The sequence below is a fragment of the Microbacterium sp. CFBP 13617 genome, from assembly GCF_014839445.1.
Classification (GTDB): domain Bacteria; phylum Actinomycetota; class Actinomycetes; order Actinomycetales; family Microbacteriaceae; genus Microbacterium.
In genome coordinates this window covers 937,070-953,122 of the sequence record NZ_JACYNW010000001.1, presented here as the reverse complement: position 1 = coordinate 953,122, position 16,053 = coordinate 937,070, and the positions used below count along the sequence as shown (strand labels likewise).

Sequence of the window (16,053 nt, the reverse complement as noted above, 5' to 3'; positions counted from 1 at the left end):
GCGGATGCATCCATCCTCCCCCGGGCACGCCGAGGGCGGCGCGGGCTTGCACGGATGTGCGCGAGGTGCCACGACTCGCGCGCCGGGGGGCGGGGGGTGGGGGCCGGGGCTAGGACGGGCGGGTGAGCAGGGTGGCGAGGCGCGGGAGCTGCGCGGGGTCTTCGAGCGCTGATCCGACCGCGGCGACGCGCACCCCGGCATCCAGGAACTCGGCCGCGTTGCCGGCGTCGAGTCCCCCGGTGGCCACGAACCGCACGTCGGGGAACGGCCCGCGGATGACGCGGAACCACGCCGGTCCCAGCCACGAGGCGGGGAACGCCTTGAGCCAGCGAAGCCCCAGCGACACCGCGAGCTGCACCTCGCTGGGCGTCGCCACCCCCGGCAGGATCGGGATGCCGTGCGCCCGCGCGGCGGCCACCACCGCCGGGTCGAGGCCCGGTGAGACGAGGTACGCCGCGCCCGCGGCCTGGGCGACGGGCACCTGCGCCGGGTCGACGATCGTGCCGGCGCACACGCGCAGCCCGCGCTCGGCCGCGGCGGCGCACACCGCCCGCAGCGCCTCTTCGTCGGCGGGGGTCTGCAGGGGCACCTCGACGGCGTCGATGCCGAGGTCCCACGCGGTGGCCGCCACCGCGAGCGACCGCTCGCGGCCCATGCCGCGCAGGATCGCCATGAGCGGGGCTCCGGCGAACCGGTCGTCGAAGAAGGCGGTGGTGTCGTCAGCGGGAAGCATGGTCGCTCCGATCGAGAGGGCGAAGGGTGGATGCCGGCAGGGCGGCCGTGTCGTGCAGGGAGTCGCCGAGAGTGCGCAGGGTCAGCGCCGCACGCTCGTGCCCCGCGGCGAGCCGTGCGGCGACCCCGAGCCCGCGGGAGCGGGCGGCGAGGTACCCGCCGGCGAAGGCGTCTCCGGCCCCCACCGCGTCGAGCACCTCGACCCGCAGCGCCGGGACGAACGTGCGCGCCTCGCCGTGGAAGGCCGTGGCGCCGACGTCGCCGTCTTTCACGACGAGTTCCGCGACGCCGTCGAGAAGCGCCCGCACGTCGCTGTCGCGCGGGGTCGCCCACAGCGTCTCGGCCTCGTCGCGGCCGACGAAGACGACGTCGGCGGCCGTTGCGAGGTCGGCGAGGACGGGACCCGCGTCCGCCGCCGACCACAGCGCCGCGCGGTGGTTCACGTCGAAGCTCACCGTGACCCCGAGCGCACGCGCCCGCGCCATCGCCGCGACGAGGAACGCCCGGGCGGACGACGACAGGGCGGCCGTGATCCCCGAGACGTGCAGCACGTCGACCCCGTCGAGGGCCAGGTCCTCGGCATCGCCCTCGGTGAGAGCCGAGGCCGCCGACCCGCGGCGGTAGTACCGCACGCCCCGGCCCGGGTCCTTCACGTACAGACCCGTGGGGCGGTCGAGGTCTCGGACGACCGACGCCGCGTCGACGCCCCGAGCGGCGACCTGCCGCAGCACGCGATCGCCGAGGGCGTCGGCGCCGAGGCGACTGTGCCAGCGCGCCGTCATCCCGAGGGCGGCGGCGTGGGCGGCGACGTTCGATTCCGCCCCGCCCGCGTCGACGAGGAAGGCCGCGGCATCGATGACCCCTCCCCCGTCGGAGGGCGCGAGCATCGCCATCGTCTCGCCGACGGCGAGCAGCACCCCCGTCATCAGCGCAGGTCGGTGATGGGCGCGGCATCCATGTCGTCGAAGGCCTGGTTCTCGCCCGCCATCGCCCACACGAACGAGTACGCCGCCGTGCCGACCCCCGAGTGCAGCGACCAGCTCGGCGAGATGACGGCCTGGCGGTCGCCGACGATGAGGTGACGGGTCTCGTCGCGCTCGCCCATCAGGTGCACGACGCGGGCGTCGGCGGGCACGTCGAAGTAGAGGTAGCACTCGGTGCGCCGGTCGTGCGTGTGGGCCGGCATGGTGTTCCACATCGAGCCCGGGTGCAGCTGGGTCACGCCCATGACGACCTGGCAGCTCTGCACGCCGTTCTCGTGGATGTACTGGTTCAGGGTGCGGCGGTTGCTCGTGACCTGGTCGCCGAGCTCGCGCACCGTTCCCTCACCGGGCGACACCAGCGCCGCGGGGTAGCTCGTGTGCGCGGGCGCCGAGAAGAGATAGAACTGCGCCCAGTCGGCGTCGGTGCCCGCGTCGGCGAACACGACGTCGCGGATGCCGCGCCCCAGGTACAGGCACGCGCCGGTGACGAGCTCGTACACCTCGCCGTCGGCGGTGACGGTGCCGGCCCCGCCGACGTTGACGATGCCCACCTCGCGGTGCTCGAGGAAGTACTCGCTGCGGATCTCGGGATAGCCGGTGAGGGGCAGCGGAGCGCCCGCCGGCACGGCACCGCCCAGCACGATGCGGTCGTGGTGCGTGTAGGTCAACCGCACCTCGCCGGCGACGAAGAGGTCGTCGATGAGGAAACGCTCGCGCAGGTCGGCGGTGTCCATGCCGGGGATCTGCGCGGGGTGGGTCGCGTAGCGCTGGGGGATGGAGGCGGTCATGCGATTCTCCTGGGGTTCGGGGTCGGGAAGGCGAGGGGCGGAGCGGGCGGTGTCAGCGCACGAGCCAGCCGCCGTCGACGGGGATCACCGTGCCGGTGACGTAGGCGGCGGCGTCGGAGGCGAGGAACACGAACGCGCCCTGCAGGTCGCCCGGGGTCCCCCAGCGTCCGGCGGGGATGCGCGCGAGGATCGAGGCCTCGCGGTCGGCGTCGGCGCGGATGGGGGCGGTGTTGTCGGTCGCCATGTAGCCCGGGGCGATCGCGTTGACGGTGACCCCCGAGGCCGCCCACTCGTTGGCGAGCGCTTTGGTGAGTCCCGCGACGGCGTGCTTGGAGGCCGCGTAGCCGGGCACGAGGATGCCGCCCTGGAACGACAGCATCGAGGCGACGTTGACGATGCGCCCCCAGCCCTGCGCGATCATGCGACGGCCGGCGGCCTGCGAGAGGTGGAAGACGGCGTCGAGGTTGACGGCGAGCACGTCGTCCCAGTCGGCGGCGCCGTGCTCGGCGGCGGGGGCGCGGCGGATGGTGCCGGCGTTGTTGACGAGGATGTCGACGCGGCCGAGGACGTCGGCCGCCTCGTCGATCGCCGCGGCGAGCTCGTCGCGCGTGGCCGAGACGAAGTCGCGGTGCACGGTGTGCACGCGCCGCCCGAGCCCCCGAGCGAGGTCGGCGGTGTGCTCGGCGTCGCCGCGGTCGATGAGCACGAGGTCGGCGCCCGCCTCGGCGAGCGCGAGGGCCGCGCCCTGGCCGAGGCCGCGGCTCGAGCCGGTGACGACGGCGACGCGGCCGTCGAGGCGGAAGGTGTCGAGGATCATGCGGGTGCTCCCGAGGGTGAGGTGAAGACGGTGGTCAGCTCGCCGATCCCCGCGACGCGCACGGTCACGGCGTCGCCGGGGGCGAGCGGTCGGTGCGCGGCTTGCGCGGCGGCCAGCTTCTGCGGCGTGCCGGTCGAGACGACGTCGCCGGGCTCGAGCGTCAGCACCTGGCTGAGGTAGTGCACGACGAAGGCGACCGAGAAGATCGTCGTCGCCGTCGACTGCGACACGGTGACCCGGCCGTCTCGCACGACCTCGACGACGAGGTCCTGCGGATCGATCTCGTCGGCGGTGACCATCCAGGGCCCCAGCGGCGCGAACCCGTCGAAGCACTTGCCCAGCGCCCACTGGCTCTGTCGACGCTGCCACGACCGGTCGGACACGTCGTTGAGCAGGGTGTAGCCCGCGACGTACGACAGGGCGTCGTCGAGCGATACCCCGTGCGCCCGTCGGCCGATGACGACGGCGACCTCCCCCTCGTAGTCGACGTCGTCGGCCACGGCGGGGATCACGACGGGATCGGCCGGACCGCCCAGCGTGTTCGCCGTCTTCACGAACACGTCCGGCGTGGCCGGGTCGTCGGCGGTGGGGTCGACCCCGTCGGGCACGTGCCCGCGGTAGTTGTACCCCAGGCACAGCAGCGAGCGCGGCACCACCGGCGCGCGCAGCGCCGAGGGGTCGAGCGGCGGCAGGGTCTCGGCATCCGCGGTGGCGACGAGATCGCGGATGCCGTCGAGCCCGGCGAACAGCTCGGGCAGCGGCCGGGGGCCGAGGTCGAGCAGGCGGTCTCCGGAGCTCGCCGACAGCACGGCGACCGAACGCTCGCCGCCGTCGGCGGCGACCCGCGCGAGCCTCACCACACCGGCCGCCAGTCGGGGCGGGCGGCGCGGGCGAGCGCCTCGAAGTAGAAGTAGTCGCCCCAGAGGGTGCCCTCGTCGACTCCGACGTTCTTGGGCAGGTCGTAGACGCTGTGCAGCAGCACCGTGTCGGCGTCGGCGGCCTCGGCCGGGGTGTAGCGGGCGATGAGCGAGGCCAGGATGCGGTCGGCCGCCGCGCGCCACCGTTCGGCGTTCGCGGGATCGGCGGCGGCGAGCTCGTACAGACCGCACACCGCGATCGCCCCCGCGGAGCTGTCGCGGGGGGCCTCGGCGCCGTCGTTGTAGACGAGGTCCCAGTAGGGCACGTCGTCGGCGGGAAGGTGCGAGAGGAAGTATTCCGCGCACGTGCGCGACGCGGCCAGCAGCGAGTCGTCGCCGGTCGCGCGGTGGTTCAGCGCGAAGCCGTAGATGCCCCACGCCTGCCCGCGCGCCCAGCACGAGTCGTCGAACGCCCCCTGCTCGGTCGCCCCGCGCAGGGGCTCGCCCGTCGCGGCATCCCAGTAGAAGGTGTGGAAGGTCGAACCGTCGGGCCGCAGGATGTGTCGACGCAGCTCGGTGGTGTGCCGGGCGACGACCTCGCCGAAGCGGGGATCGCCGGTCTGCTCGCCCGCCCAGGTGAGCAGCGGCATGTTCATCAGGCTGTCGATGATCGTGCGTCCGCGCTGAGCGGGGTCGGCGAGGTTGCCCCACGCCTGGATCACGCCGGCCGACGGCAGGTACCGCGACATGAGGTGCTCGGCCGCCGAGAGCGCGGCGGCACGGGCGTCCCCCGCACGCTCGTCATCGGCGAGCAGGCGCGTCGGGGCCACGCACGACAGCGTGTACAGGAACCCCAGGTCGTGCGTGTCGAGGTCTTCCTCGTCGCGCACGCGGCGGCCGAAGTCGGCGGCGTGCGCGAGGGCCGCGTCGCGGAAGTCGGCGTCGCCGGTGAGGTCGAAGGCGATCCACTGCATGCCCGGCCAGAAGCTGGTGGTCCACCCGCGGTTGGCGCCCTCGTCGAATCCGGGCACGGCCGGTCGCAGGTAGTACCGGTTGTCCCGGGTGGTGTCGTCGGGGTAGCGCGGGCCGAACGCGGCGATGTTGGCCCGGATCGTGGCCAGCACCTGCGCGATGGCACGGTCGGTGTCCACCCGCGCGGTGGGAGGGGAGGTCGTCATTCGGGAATTCCTTTTGATCAGACGGCGACGGTGGCGTCGGCCGGAAGCACGGGGCGGAGGGCGAAGCGGGCGTTGGCCCAGACGAGGTACAGCGCGGGCGCGGCGGTGAGGCCGAGAGCCAGCGCGGGCGAGGTGGTGAACAGCACGGCCTGCCCTGCGAGCACGAGCAGGCTCACCGCGCTGAGGTACCAGCGGCGCACCGCCAGCACCGCGGCGGTCGAGAGCAGCACGCGCAGCGGCGTACCGGGGGCCTCGACGAGGGCGGTCAGCGCCACCGGCGTCGTCGCGAGGGCGAGCAGCGCCACCGTCGCGCAGAGGGGGACGACCACGACGGCCCAGGATGCCGCCGACACGGCGCGCACGTCGACCACGACGATCGCGAGCACCACCGCGACGAGCGCGCCGATGACCAAGGCCTTCGGGGCGCTGGCGCGCCACCCCGCCCAGAAGGTGCGGATCACCCGTCCGTCGCCGAGGCCGTGCGCGCGGAAGGCCGTCAGAGCCCCGGCGAGGGCGGGCGCGGCGAGGGGAGCGGCGATCGCCAGCAGGGGCCACGACATCACCGGGTCGGTGGTGAGCAGCAGGAACACCAGGGGGGCGCAGCCGATCAGCAGCAGCAGATTGACCATGAGCCCGAGGTAGACCGTCGAGAAGATGTTCGCGTAGGTGTCGTGAGAGATGCGGCGCATGGCTCAGCCCTTCATTCCGCTGGTCGCGATGCCCTCGACGAAGTACTTCTGCCCGAAGAGGAACACGATCGCGATCGGCACGACCGACATCGTCAGACCCGCGAACAGCAGGGCGTAGTTGGCGTCGTACAGCGTGCTGACGAAGCTCTGCAGCCCGAGCTGGATGGTCCAGAGGTCGGGGCTGCGCAGGTAGATCAGCGGCCCAAGGTAGTCGTTCCACGTGCCGACGAAGGTCAGCATGGTGAGGCTGGCGATGGCGGGGACCGACAGGGGCACCATGATGCGCGCCCAGATGCCGTACTCGCTGAGGCCGTCGAGACGCGCGGCCTCGGAGAGGTCTTCGGGGATGGTGTCGTAGTACTGCTTCATGAGGAACACCCCGAAGGCGCCGAACGCCTGGATGAGGATGATCGCCCAGAGGGTGTTCGAGACCTTGGCGTTGGAGAGCAGGATGAACTGCGGGATCATGTACGACTGCCACGGCACGGCGATCGTGCCGATGTACACGAGGAACAGCACGTCGCGTCCGGGGAACCGCATGCGCGAGAAGCCGTAGGCGGCGAACGAGCCCGTCAGCACCTGCAGGAAGGTCACGACGACCGCCAGCACGAGGGTGTTGCGGATCCACGTGAGCATGCCGGACTGCGTCCAGATGTCGATGTAGTTGCTCCACACCCACGTCTCGGGGAACCACTTCACGGGAGCGCTGAACACGTCGTTGGGCGTCTTCAGCGAGCTCATGATCATCCAGAAGAACGGCATGAGCAGCGCTGCCGCGGCGAGGATCATCACGGCGTAGCCGACGATGCGCCCCACCCGGCGGACGGGTCGCGCGGAGCCGGCGACCGGTCGGCGACGCGGCGGCTTGGCGCCGGCCGTCACGAGTGTGCGGGTCGCGTCGGGAACGAGGAGGTCGGTCATCAGGCGTCCCGCTTCTTGTTGAGGAAGAACTGCACCAGGGTCACCACGATGCACAGCAGGAAGAGCACGATCGAGGCCGCCGAGGCGTACCCGAACTGGTTCTCCTGGAAGCCCTTCTGGTAGATGAACTGAGAGAGCACGAGCGTGGACTGCCCGGGCCCGCCCTGGGTCATCACGAGGATCAGGTCGAAGATCTTGAACGAGTTGATGGTGAGCATCACGGTGACGAAGAACGTCGTCGGCCGCAGGCACGGGAGGGTGACGTTCACGAAGCGCTGCCAGACGTTGGCGCCGTCGACGCGGGCCGCCTCCTGCAGCTCGCGCGGGATGGTCTGCAGTCCCGCGAGGAAGAGGATCATGTAGTAGCCCATGTCGCGCCAGGTGCTGATGATGACGACGGCGGGCATCGCCCAATCCGACGAGGTGAGCCATCCGGGCGGGTTCTGCAGCCCGAAGAAGCGCAGGATCTCGTTGATGGGGCCGTACTCGGGGCTGAACAGCAGGTTCCACACCACGGCGATCGCGACGATCGAGGTGATGTAGGGGAAGAACGCCGCGGTGCGGAAGAACGCGACCCCGCGCAGCTTGTTGTTCAGCAGCAGCGCGAGTCCCAGCGCGACGATCATCGTCAGCGGGATGTGCAGCGCCGCGTAGTAGAGCGTGTTGAACAGGGCGATGCGGAAGCTGCCGTCGCCCAACAGTCGCTCGAAGTTGGCCAGGCCCACGAACGCCGACGAGCCGAAGACGTTCCAGTTCGTCATCGACATGTAGAACAGCGTCACGACGGGCACGAGCGTCAGGGCGGCGAAGCCGAGGAAGTTGGGGAGGATGAAGCTCCACCCGATGAGGGTGCTGCGCAGCGTCAGACGCGAGCGACGTCGCTGGCCGTGACGCCCGGTCTTCGGCGCCCGCGGGCGCGTGTCGGCGATGGTCGCCATGGTGTCTCCAGATCTCGAGGGGATCTCAGGGGTGGCCGGCCCGGACGTGGGCGCCGGGCCGGCCACCGGTGGTCGCGTCAGCCGACGCCGACCTCGCTCTTGACGCGGTTCTCGGCGGTCGAGATGGCGTCGTCGATCGACGTCGAACCCGACATCACGGCGGTGTGCAGGTCGAGCAGGATGTTCTGCACGGCCGCGGTCTTGGCCGAGGTGGGGTTCTCGGGCTTGGTGTCGTGCGACGACCACGCGAACGACGACAGCTCGTCGGCGGGGGCGCCCTTCACCGCGAAGTACGTCTGGGCGACGGTGTCGCTGGTGAAGGCCGGCGTGATGCCGAGGCCCGCGAGCACCTGCGCGCCCTCTTCACCGGCGGCGAAGGCGAGGAACTTCTTCGCGGCGGCGAGCTTGGTGGCATCCGCCGCCTTGTTCACGGCGAACCCGGTCGGGTCGCCGAAGGTCACCGGCGTCTTCGAGGTGCCGGCCGTCGACGAGTCGAACTGCGGGATGGGCGCGAAGCCCCACGAGAAGGCGTCGGCCTCGCCCTTGGCCTGCTGGGCGATGAGCGTGGCCGCGTACCAGGTGCCCATGGGCATCATGGCCGCCTGCTGCTTGCCGAACTCAGCCTGGTAGGTGAGCTTGTTGGCGGTGACGGTGTTGTACTCGACCTGCGCGCCCGCCTGCTGCAGGGCGAGCGAACGCTCGTAGTAGGGCTCGAGGTAGCCGAACTCGCCGTCGAGGATGTTCACGTCGGGGCTCTGCGCGTTGGCGAAGCCCTGCACCGTCGACTGCCAGTTGTGCTGGTAGGTGCCGAGGGCGGCGGAGCCGGCGGCGCCGAGCTGGGTGGTCAGCTCTTCGGCGGCCTTCTCGTAGTCGTCCCAGGTCCACGACCCGTCGGGCTCGGCGACGCCGGCCTGCGTGAAGAGGTCCTTGTTGTAGAAGAGCACCCAGGAGTCCTGGCGGTACGGCACGGCCCAGGTGGAGCCGTCGACGTCGTAGGCGTCGGCGCCGCCGATGCCGTCGGGCAGCGTCACGTCGGAGACGTCGGCGAGCTGACCGCCGGCCTGGTACGTGATGAAGGTCTTGAGGTTCTTCTGCGTCACGATGTCGGGGCCGGTGCCCGCGGCCAGGTCGGCCGTCATGAGGGTGTCGTAGTTGGTGGAGTCGTACTCCTTGACCTCGATCGTGACGTCGGGGTTGTCTTCGTGGAACTTGTCGGCGAGGGCCTGGAACTCCGGCGTGGTGCTGAGGCTCCATCCCGACATCGACAGCGTGACGGGGCCACCCTCGGCGGCGGCGTCCGAGGATCCCCCACTGCAGGCGGTCAGCGACAGGGCGGCGACGATGCCCATCCCGGTCGCGACGACGATCTTGCGCTTCATACGTGCTGCTCCTTTGCGATTGCGTACGGGGCTCCGGTGCGGGCCCGTGAATGCCGGTGCGCCCATCGAGAGGCTCCGGAGTCTGTGAGAGGGGTGCGGGTGCACCGGCCGTCGGGCCAGGTGACGACGGCGACGGGCTCGTCGCCCTCGATCTCGAACGCGGCGTCGCGGGTGTCGGCCGTGGTGTCGCCGCTCAGCGAGACGAGGGCGACGAAGGGCCGGCCGACCTGCGCGTCCCACGTCAGCACCGGCACCACGGCGACCTCGCCGAGCGGGCTGGCGTGGCGGCGCACGATCACGCGCGAGGTGGCGTCGGGGGTGAGGGCCCGGATGCCGGACACCCGGCCCTGCGAACGCACCTCGGCGGCGCCCGTGTCGGTGGAGTGCGCGGGATCGGCGCCCGCGATCGGCCACCCGCCGACGCGCACCCGCAGGGTGTCGACGTCGATGCCGGGGGCGAGGTCGTCGACCGAGGCGATGCGTACCTCCCAGGCGCCGCGCACGAGCGAGCGCACCGTCACCCGGCCGACGTGACGCACCGAGCCCGTGAGACCGGCGCCGTGGCGGTGCGCGGTGGGAACGGCATCCACCGTGTGCACGTCCGACGTCGACGCCGCGACTCCCACCCCGTCGACAACGTGCGCCCCCAGGGGCACGAGCGCCGTGCGGTGGGTCGCGCGGCCCGACGCGTCGACCAGGGCGACGGCCTGTTCGAGGGGGTCGGTCCAGGCGAGCTCGTCGAGCAGCGGCGCGGTGGCCGTGGAGTAGCCGATGCGGGCGTACAGCGGAGAGTCGGCGCTGCGAGCCCCGGGGCGCGCCTTGTCGGTGCCGTGGTTGATCACGCGCACGATCCCGTCGGCCCGAGTTCCCGAGACGATCCACCCGGCGGCGGCCACGGCCCGCAGGTCGTCGACCTCGGCGACGGGGAGGGGCTCGTCGGGCGCCGTCCACACCGGGTGGTCGGCGGGGAGGGCGATGCCCATCAGACCCTTGACGGCCCAGTAGGGCGAGCCGGGACCCGAGTACGACTGGGCGAGGGCGCGCCATTCGCCGTGCCATCCGAGGGTGAGCACGCCGTCGACGTCGGGGGCCCCGTGCGAGACGAAGTGGTCGACGATCGCGCCGGCCGCGTGACGCAGACGCCCCGCGCCGGTCGAGGGGACTTCGGCGATCACGCCGGCCCAGAACGGAGCGGCGGCGGCGAAGCGGTAGATGAGGCTGCGTCCCTGCAGCAGCGGCGAGCCGTCGGCGCCGATCAGCCGAACGGCGTCGACGAGGAAGCGGTCCAGGAGCGCCACGTCGGCCGCGGCGCGGTCGCCCGCGAGGGCGTCGGCGCCGGTCATGCGCGGCCACAGCACGGGGTACACGTGCAGCGCCCACCCCACGTAGTGGTCGTACGCGCGTTCTTCGCCGTCGGACATCCACCCGTCGGCGCGGGCGAACGAGTCGTGCCGGGCCAGGTCGGCGGCGATGTCGGACGCCGACCAGGGGCCGCCGACCGAGCGCAGGAAGGTCTCGACCACGATGCGGAACCACACCCAGTTGGTCTGCGGGTAGGTCTCGTCTCCGACGACGGGGGCGAGGTAGGCGATGACCCGCTCGCGGGTGCGCGCGTCGAGGGCGTCCCAGATCCAGTCGCGCGTGAGGTCGAGGGCGAGGGCGAGCGATGCCGCCTCGACCTTGGCCTGCGCGTGCTCGTCCATGCGCACCCAGCGGTCGGGGGCCTCGGGGTCGACGCCGGTGCGCACGCCGGCGGTGAAGAAGGCGATGAGGTCGTCGACACCCTGGCCGCGCGCGCCGGCGATGCGGAACCCGGCGAGGAGGAAGACGCGGGCGAACCCCTCGAGGCCGTCGACGGCGGCGCCGTACCCGCCCTCTTCGCCGGGGAAGACGATGCGTCCGCGACCGGGGCTCGCGTGGCGCTGCGCGGCGGTGAGCAGCGCATCGGCGACGGCGAGCCAGTCGCTGCGCTGTCCGCCGGCGAGGCGGGGAAGGGCGGAAGTCGCCACGGGTTCTCCTTCGAAGACCGTCCGTTCACCGACACGGGAGTGGTGAACGTTGGCGAGCGTATCAATCAAAAAACAACACCACAACATCTTTTCTGAATCTTCGTGATCGTTTATGATCGTTTGTAGCGGGACCATCCCGTTCGAAGGAGACCGATGCCGTTCCCCACCGCCGCCTTCCGCGGGCCGCTCGCGACGCTCGTCGAGGGCATCACGCTCCGAGCGCCCGCCCAGGCCCTGCCCGTGCCCCCGGCATCCGACCGTGCCGTGTGGGACCCGCGGGCGGGGTCGGCCGATCGCATCGGCATCGACGACCTCGTCGCCCGCGCCGGCGGCGAGCGCGCGACGCCCTGGCCGCAGCCGCGGGCGAGCGACGCGGCCCGGGTGCACCGCGACGGCGACCGCACCGCCTGGGAGGACGCGGCCTTCGAGAGGCAGCGTCGCCTCAGCCGCGCCGCGGTCGCCGCCGCCTCCACCCTCGACGAGATGTGGATCGACGAGGTCGTCGACGGCGTCGTGCTGTTGTGCGAGCAGAGCTCGTGGTGCTGGCCCGCCCACGACGACACCCGGAGCGTGCACGGCTCGGTGCTGGCCACCGTGACCGATCCCTTCGTCGACCTCGGCGCGGGTGAGGTGGTCGCGCAGCTCGCCTGGATCGACCACCTGCTCGGCGAACAGCTCGACGCCCGCGCCCCCGGGCTCCGCGCGCGCATCCGCCACGAAGCCCGCACGCGCGTGTTCGCGCCGTTCCAACGGCGCCGCGACTGGCACTGGATCGGCCTCGACGGCGACGTGCACAACTGGAACCCCTGGATCCACGGCAACGTCATCGTCGCCGCCCTGCGCCTGCTCGACCGGCCCGATGAGGCCATCGAGCGCGACCGGATCGTCGCCCTGGCCGTCGAGGGTCTCGACCGCTACGTCGCCGTCCTCCCCGCCGACGGGGCCATCGACGAGGGGTACGCCTACTGGTGGAACGGGGCCGCGCGCGCCCTCGAAGCGCTCGACGTCCTCGCGCACGCCACCGACGGCGCGGTCGACACCACCGCGGTGACGGCCCTGCGCGAAACCGTCGCCTTCCCCCATCGCTCGCACCTCGGCGGCGACTGGTTCGTCAACCACGCCGACGGGCAGGCCCGACCCCCCGCCGACCAGCCGTGGCACGCGTTGCACCGCGCCGCCCGGCGCCACGGCGACACGGCGGCCGCGGCCCTCGCCGCCTCGCACCGCCGTCCGGGCACCCCCGCCGCCACCGAGCGCGAGGGCCTGGGCCGGCTGCTGCGCGGGCTGACCGATCCCGCCTGGGTGTCGGCATCCCCCGCCCCGCCCCCACTCCCCCGCGACGTCTGGCTGCCCTCGACGCAGGTGTTCCTCGCCCGCGAGCGCGCCGGATCGAGCGACGGGCTGACCCTGGTCGCGAAGGGCGGGCACAACGGCGAGCACCACAACCACAACGACGTGGGCGCCGTCGTCATCGCCGTCGACGGGGTGCCCGTCCTGGTCGACGCCGGGCGCCCGACCTACACCGCCGCCACGTTCGGCCCCGACCGCTACGACATCTGGACGATGCAGAGCGCGTGGCACAACGTGCCCGTCGTGCGCGGCGTCACCCAGCCGGCGGGGGCCGATGCCGTCGCCCGCGACGCGCACGCGGAGGCGACCGACGACCTCGCCGTCTTCCGCGTCGACCTGGCCGACGCCTATCCCGACGCGGGGCTCGCGTCGTGGCGGCGCCGCGCGGCGCTGGACCGCACCCGCGGACGCATCGAGATCGACGACGCCTGGCGCTTCGCCGACGACGCCCCCACCACCGACGACACGCGCGTGCATCTGCTCGTCGCGGGCGAGGTGACCCTCGAGCGCGGGGGTGCCCGCGTCGTCCCGATCGAGGGGGCTCGTGCGGTGCGTCTGCGCTGGCCGAGCGACATCGAGGCGACGGCGGAGGTGCGGGAGCTCGACGATCCGCTGCTCACCGAGGTGTGGGGCGAGCGGCTGACCCGCCTCGCCCTTCCCCTGGCGTCGCGCACTCACGTGCAGCTCACGGTAGAACTGGACACACCGACCGAGGATCTTCGATGACCGACACCACCCCGCACCAGCCGCTCGCCGCCGAGCGCCGCGCCCACATCCTGAGCGCCCTGCACAACGACGGTGCCGTGCGCATCTCGCAGCTCACCGACGACCTGGGCGTCGCCACGGTGACGCTGCGGCGCGACCTGGCCCAACTCGAGAAAGAGGGGGTGCTGCGCCGGGTGCACGGCGGCGCGGTCGCCGGGGCGAACACTCCGGCACCCGCCACCCGCGCCGACGAGACGCAGACCGGATCGATCGCCGTGCTCGTTCCGTCGCTCGCCTACTACTGGCCGGGTGTCGTGCGGGGCATGGAGACGGCCGGTCGGCGCCTGGGCTACAAGATGCTCCTGCGCGGCGCCTCGTACGAGCTGCAGGACGAGCGGCCCGTGCTGGAACGTCTCGTCGCCAACGGCGACGTGCGCGGACTGGTCGTCGCACCCAACACCGACACGGCGCACGCCGCCGACGTCATGAGCTGGCTCTCCGACTGCCCGGTGCCGAGCGTGCTGGTCGAACGCGATGCGGTTCCGGGAGCGGGCGGCATCCCGAGGGAGTCGGTGACGACCGACCACGCGCTCGGCGCCCTGCTCGCCGCCCGTCACCTCGCCACCCTCGGGCACCGCAAGGTGGGGCTGATCCTCTCGCGGCACTCGCCCACCTCGCGAAAGATCGCCGGCGGGTGGCAGACCGCCTGCGAGGAGCTCGCCCTCACCCCCGCCGATCACTTCGAGCAGACCCTGCCCGACCGCACGAGCCCCGACTTCTCCGACGTGGTCAACGCCACGCTGGACTCGGCCCTGGCCACCGGCGTGACGGCCCTGCTCGTGCACTCCGACCCCGAGGCGATGGCCTTCGTCGATCTCGCACTGACGCGCGGCATCTCGGTGCCCGACGACCTGTCGATCATCGCGTACGACGACGAGGTCGCCCAGCTCTTCACCCCGGCGCTCACCGCCGTCAGTCCGCCGCGCGCGAGCGTCGGCGAGGCGGCGGTCGAGCTGCTGGCCCGGCGCATCGCCGAGCCCGATCGCCCCGTGCATCGCGTGCAGCTCAGTCCGCGCCTGAACGTGCGTGCCTCCACGGCGGCCCCGCGGTCATGACCGCGCCGTCGTCGTACGACTTCTCGCCGTGGACGTTCGACGGCGACGCCGCGCCCGAGGACCGGGATCGCCAGCGGGCGCACCTCGCGGCCCTGCGCGCGGCCCATCCCGACTGGCGGATCGGGGCCGACGTCTTCGTGTCGGAGCACGCCGGAGTCGATCCCGACGCCTTCTCGATCGGCGACCGCTCGTACGTCGCGCTCGGCGCCTACCTCACCGGCTCGGTCCGCATCGGCGCCGACTGCTCGATCAACCCGTACACGGTCGTGCGCGGTGACGTGCAGCTGGGCGACGCGGTCCGCGTGGGGGCGCACACGTCGATCATCGGCTTCAACCACTCGTTCGAACCGGGCACCGAGGTCTTCCGCCAACCGCTGACCTCACGCGGCGTGCGGATCGGGTCGGACGTCTGGATCGGATCGCACGTGATCGTGCTCGACGGCGTGACGGTCGGCGACCACGCCGTGCTCGCGGCGGGGGCCGTGGTCACCAAAGACGTCGCCGCCGGGGCAATCGTCGGGGGCAACCCGGCCCGGGTGCTGCGCTGGCGAGTGGCTCCGACGGCGGTCGCCGATCCGCGTCGTGACGACCTCGCGCGCTTCGCGGACGTGGCGCGCGCCGAACTGTCGTCGGTGCTCGAGCGGGGAGCCGTCGACGGCGGGTTCCGCGATCGCCCCGACGCGCCCGCGTCGCTGCGGGCGACCTGCGACGCGATCGAGCTCTCGGCCCTGCTGCACGGCGGCCCTCCCGCGGGTGCCGACCGCGCCGACTGGATCGACGTGCTCGGGGCGCAGCAACGCGCCGACACCGGGCTGATGACCGACGCGGCGTCGCTGTGGGACGCTCCCGACGCGGCGTACGGCGTGCTGAGCGCCGGCTACGCCCTCGACCTGCTGGGCGGTGGCTTCGCCCACCCCCTGGCCGACGTCGTCGCGGCCGACGCCGCCGGTCTCGTCGCGCGCCTCGATGCCCTGCCGTGGGGAGACGACCCCTGGCGCGCCGGTCATCACGTCGACGCGATCGGCACCGCGCTGCACTGGAGCCTGCGCCGGGCGGATGCCGTTCCCCCGGCGTTCGCCGAGACCCTGTTCGGGTGGCTGTCGCTGCGCGCCGACTCCCGCACCGGGATGTGGGGCCGACCGGGCGCCGACGGCGACCTGCGCCTGCTGGTCAACGGCTTCTACCGCGCCGCGCGCGGCACCGTGGCGCAGTTCGGCGTCGACGTCGCCCACCCCGAAGCGGTCGTCGACACCGTGCTGCGTCACGCGCGCAACGACCGCTGGATGCGGCCCGAGCGCCGAGACGCGTGCACGGTGCTCGACATCGCCCATCCCCTGTGGCTCACGCGCTCGAGCGGATACCGCACCGACGAGGTGCGCACCCTGGCCGCCGACCTGCTGCGCCACGCGCTGAGCGGCTGGCGCGCGGGAGCCGGGATGGCCTTCCGCCTCGACGGTGACGATCCGGGGATGCAGGGCACCGAGATGTGGCTCGCCATCGTCTGGTACCTCGCCGACCTCCTGGAGTGCTCCGACGCCCTGGGCTACCGCCCGCGCGGCATCCACCGCCCCGAGCCCGCACCCCGCTGACCC

14 protein-coding genes are annotated in these 16,053 nt (G+C 72.7%); 3 read left to right on the top strand and 11 right to left on the bottom strand.

The window, feature by feature from the left end:
* Positions 1-109: 109 nt before the first annotated feature.
* The 11 genes from IFU40_RS04210 to IFU40_RS04160 form a co-directional block, all read right to left on the bottom strand.
* Positions 110-733, bottom strand: a complete 624-nt coding sequence (locus IFU40_RS04210; protein ID WP_191925477.1) for a bifunctional 4-hydroxy-2-oxoglutarate aldolase/2-dehydro-3-deoxy-phosphogluconate aldolase — start codon at positions 731-733, stop codon at positions 110-112.
* Positions 720-1,658: a sugar kinase gene (locus tag IFU40_RS04205; protein WP_191925476.1), complete on the bottom strand. Its 939-nt coding sequence runs from the start codon at positions 1,656-1,658 to the stop codon at positions 720-722. Before IFU40_RS04205 ends, IFU40_RS04210 begins: the two co-directional genes overlap by 14 nt.
* Positions 1,658-2,503, bottom strand: a complete 846-nt coding sequence (kduI, locus tag IFU40_RS04200) for a 5-dehydro-4-deoxy-D-glucuronate isomerase (RefSeq protein WP_191925475.1) — start codon at positions 2,501-2,503, stop codon at positions 1,658-1,660. Before kduI ends, IFU40_RS04205 begins: the two co-directional genes overlap by 1 nt.
* A 52-nt stretch (positions 2,504-2,555) precedes the next feature.
* On the bottom strand, positions 2,556-3,320 hold the full coding sequence (gene kduD / locus IFU40_RS04195; RefSeq protein ID WP_194716734.1) for a 2-dehydro-3-deoxy-D-gluconate 5-dehydrogenase KduD: 765 nt from the start codon (positions 3,318-3,320) through the stop codon (positions 2,556-2,558).
* Positions 3,317-4,180, bottom strand: coding sequence for a fumarylacetoacetate hydrolase family protein (locus IFU40_RS04190; protein WP_191925474.1), 864 nt, complete (start codon positions 4,178-4,180; stop codon positions 3,317-3,319). The genes kduD and IFU40_RS04190 overlap by 4 nt, the downstream gene beginning before the upstream one ends.
* A complete protein-coding gene (locus IFU40_RS04185; RefSeq protein WP_191925473.1) occupies positions 4,174-5,355 on the bottom strand; it encodes a glycoside hydrolase family 88 protein in 1,182 nt (393 codons plus the stop codon). The genes IFU40_RS04190 and IFU40_RS04185 overlap by 7 nt, the downstream gene beginning before the upstream one ends.
* Before the next feature lie 17 nt (positions 5,356-5,372).
* Positions 5,373-6,044 carry a ferredoxin-NADPH reductase gene (locus IFU40_RS04180; RefSeq protein WP_070409203.1) on the bottom strand — a complete coding sequence of 224 codons (672 nt, stop codon included), beginning with the start codon at positions 6,042-6,044 and terminating at the stop codon, positions 5,373-5,375.
* Positions 6,045-6,047: 3 nt separating this feature from the next.
* Positions 6,048-6,965, bottom strand: coding sequence for a carbohydrate ABC transporter permease (locus IFU40_RS04175; RefSeq protein WP_055832913.1), 918 nt, complete (start codon positions 6,963-6,965; stop codon positions 6,048-6,050).
* On the bottom strand, positions 6,965-7,903 hold the full coding sequence (locus IFU40_RS04170; RefSeq protein WP_191925472.1) for a carbohydrate ABC transporter permease: 939 nt from the start codon (positions 7,901-7,903) through the stop codon (positions 6,965-6,967). Before IFU40_RS04170 ends, IFU40_RS04175 begins: the two co-directional genes overlap by 1 nt.
* A gap of 77 nt (positions 7,904-7,980) precedes the next feature.
* A complete protein-coding gene (locus tag IFU40_RS04165; protein WP_055832910.1) occupies positions 7,981-9,282 on the bottom strand; it encodes an ABC transporter substrate-binding protein in 1,302 nt (433 codons plus the stop codon).
* The gene (locus IFU40_RS04160) at positions 9,279-11,291 is read right to left on the bottom strand and encodes a DUF2264 domain-containing protein (protein WP_342343472.1); all 2,013 of its coding nucleotides are present in this window, start codon (positions 11,289-11,291) and stop codon (positions 9,279-9,281) included. Before IFU40_RS04160 ends, IFU40_RS04165 begins: the two co-directional genes overlap by 4 nt.
* 153 nt (positions 11,292-11,444) lie before the next feature.
* On the opposite strand from IFU40_RS04160, the gene IFU40_RS04155 reads away from it, so the two are divergent.
* The 3 genes from IFU40_RS04155 to IFU40_RS17015 are packed head-to-tail and all read left to right on the top strand — an operon-like array spanning position 11,445 to position 16,050.
* On the top strand, positions 11,445-13,367 hold the full coding sequence (locus IFU40_RS04155; RefSeq protein ID WP_191925470.1) for a heparinase II/III domain-containing protein: 1,923 nt from the start codon (positions 11,445-11,447) through the stop codon (positions 13,365-13,367).
* A complete protein-coding gene (locus tag IFU40_RS04150) occupies positions 13,364-14,461 on the top strand; it encodes a substrate-binding domain-containing protein (protein ID WP_055832907.1) in 1,098 nt (365 codons plus the stop codon). The genes IFU40_RS04155 and IFU40_RS04150 overlap by 4 nt, the downstream gene beginning before the upstream one ends.
* Positions 14,458-16,050, top strand: a complete 1,593-nt coding sequence (locus IFU40_RS17015; protein ID WP_191925469.1) for an acyltransferase — start codon at positions 14,458-14,460, stop codon at positions 16,048-16,050. The genes IFU40_RS04150 and IFU40_RS17015 overlap by 4 nt, the downstream gene beginning before the upstream one ends.
* Positions 16,051-16,053: the final 3 nt, after the last annotated feature.

Bases quoted from the DNA above. Each gene is read 5' to 3' on its own strand.
- IFU40_RS04210 (WP_191925477.1), bottom strand. From the start codon at position 733: ATGCTTCCCGCTGACGACACCACCGCCTTCTTCGACGACCGGTTCGCC.
- IFU40_RS04205 (WP_191925476.1), bottom strand. From the start codon at position 1,658: ATGACGGGGGTGCTGCTCGCCGTCGGCGAGACGATGGCGATGCTCGCG.
- kduI (WP_191925475.1), bottom strand. From the start codon at position 2,503: ATGACCGCCTCCATCCCCCAGCGCTACGCGACCCACCCCGCGCAGATC.
- kduD (WP_194716734.1), bottom strand. From the start codon at position 3,320: ATGATCCTCGACACCTTCCGCCTCGACGGCCGCGTCGCCGTCGTCACC.
- IFU40_RS04185 (WP_191925473.1), bottom strand. From the start codon at position 5,355: ATGACGACCTCCCCTCCCACCGCGCGGGTGGACACCGACCGTGCCATC.
- IFU40_RS04180 (WP_070409203.1), bottom strand. From the start codon at position 6,044: ATGCGCCGCATCTCTCACGACACCTACGCGAACATCTTCTCGACGGTC.
- IFU40_RS04175 (WP_055832913.1), bottom strand. From the start codon at position 6,965: ATGACCGACCTCCTCGTTCCCGACGCGACCCGCACACTCGTGACGGCC.
- IFU40_RS04170 (WP_191925472.1), bottom strand. From the start codon at position 7,903: ATGGCGACCATCGCCGACACGCGCCCGCGGGCGCCGAAGACCGGGCGT.
- IFU40_RS04165 (WP_055832910.1), bottom strand. From the start codon at position 9,282: ATGAAGCGCAAGATCGTCGTCGCGACCGGGATGGGCATCGTCGCCGCC.
- IFU40_RS04155 (WP_191925470.1), top strand. From the start codon at position 11,445: ATGCCGTTCCCCACCGCCGCCTTCCGCGGGCCGCTCGCGACGCTCGTC.
- IFU40_RS04150 (WP_055832907.1), top strand. From the start codon at position 13,364: ATGACCGACACCACCCCGCACCAGCCGCTCGCCGCCGAGCGCCGCGCC.
- IFU40_RS17015 (WP_191925469.1), top strand. From the start codon at position 14,458: ATGACCGCGCCGTCGTCGTACGACTTCTCGCCGTGGACGTTCGACGGC.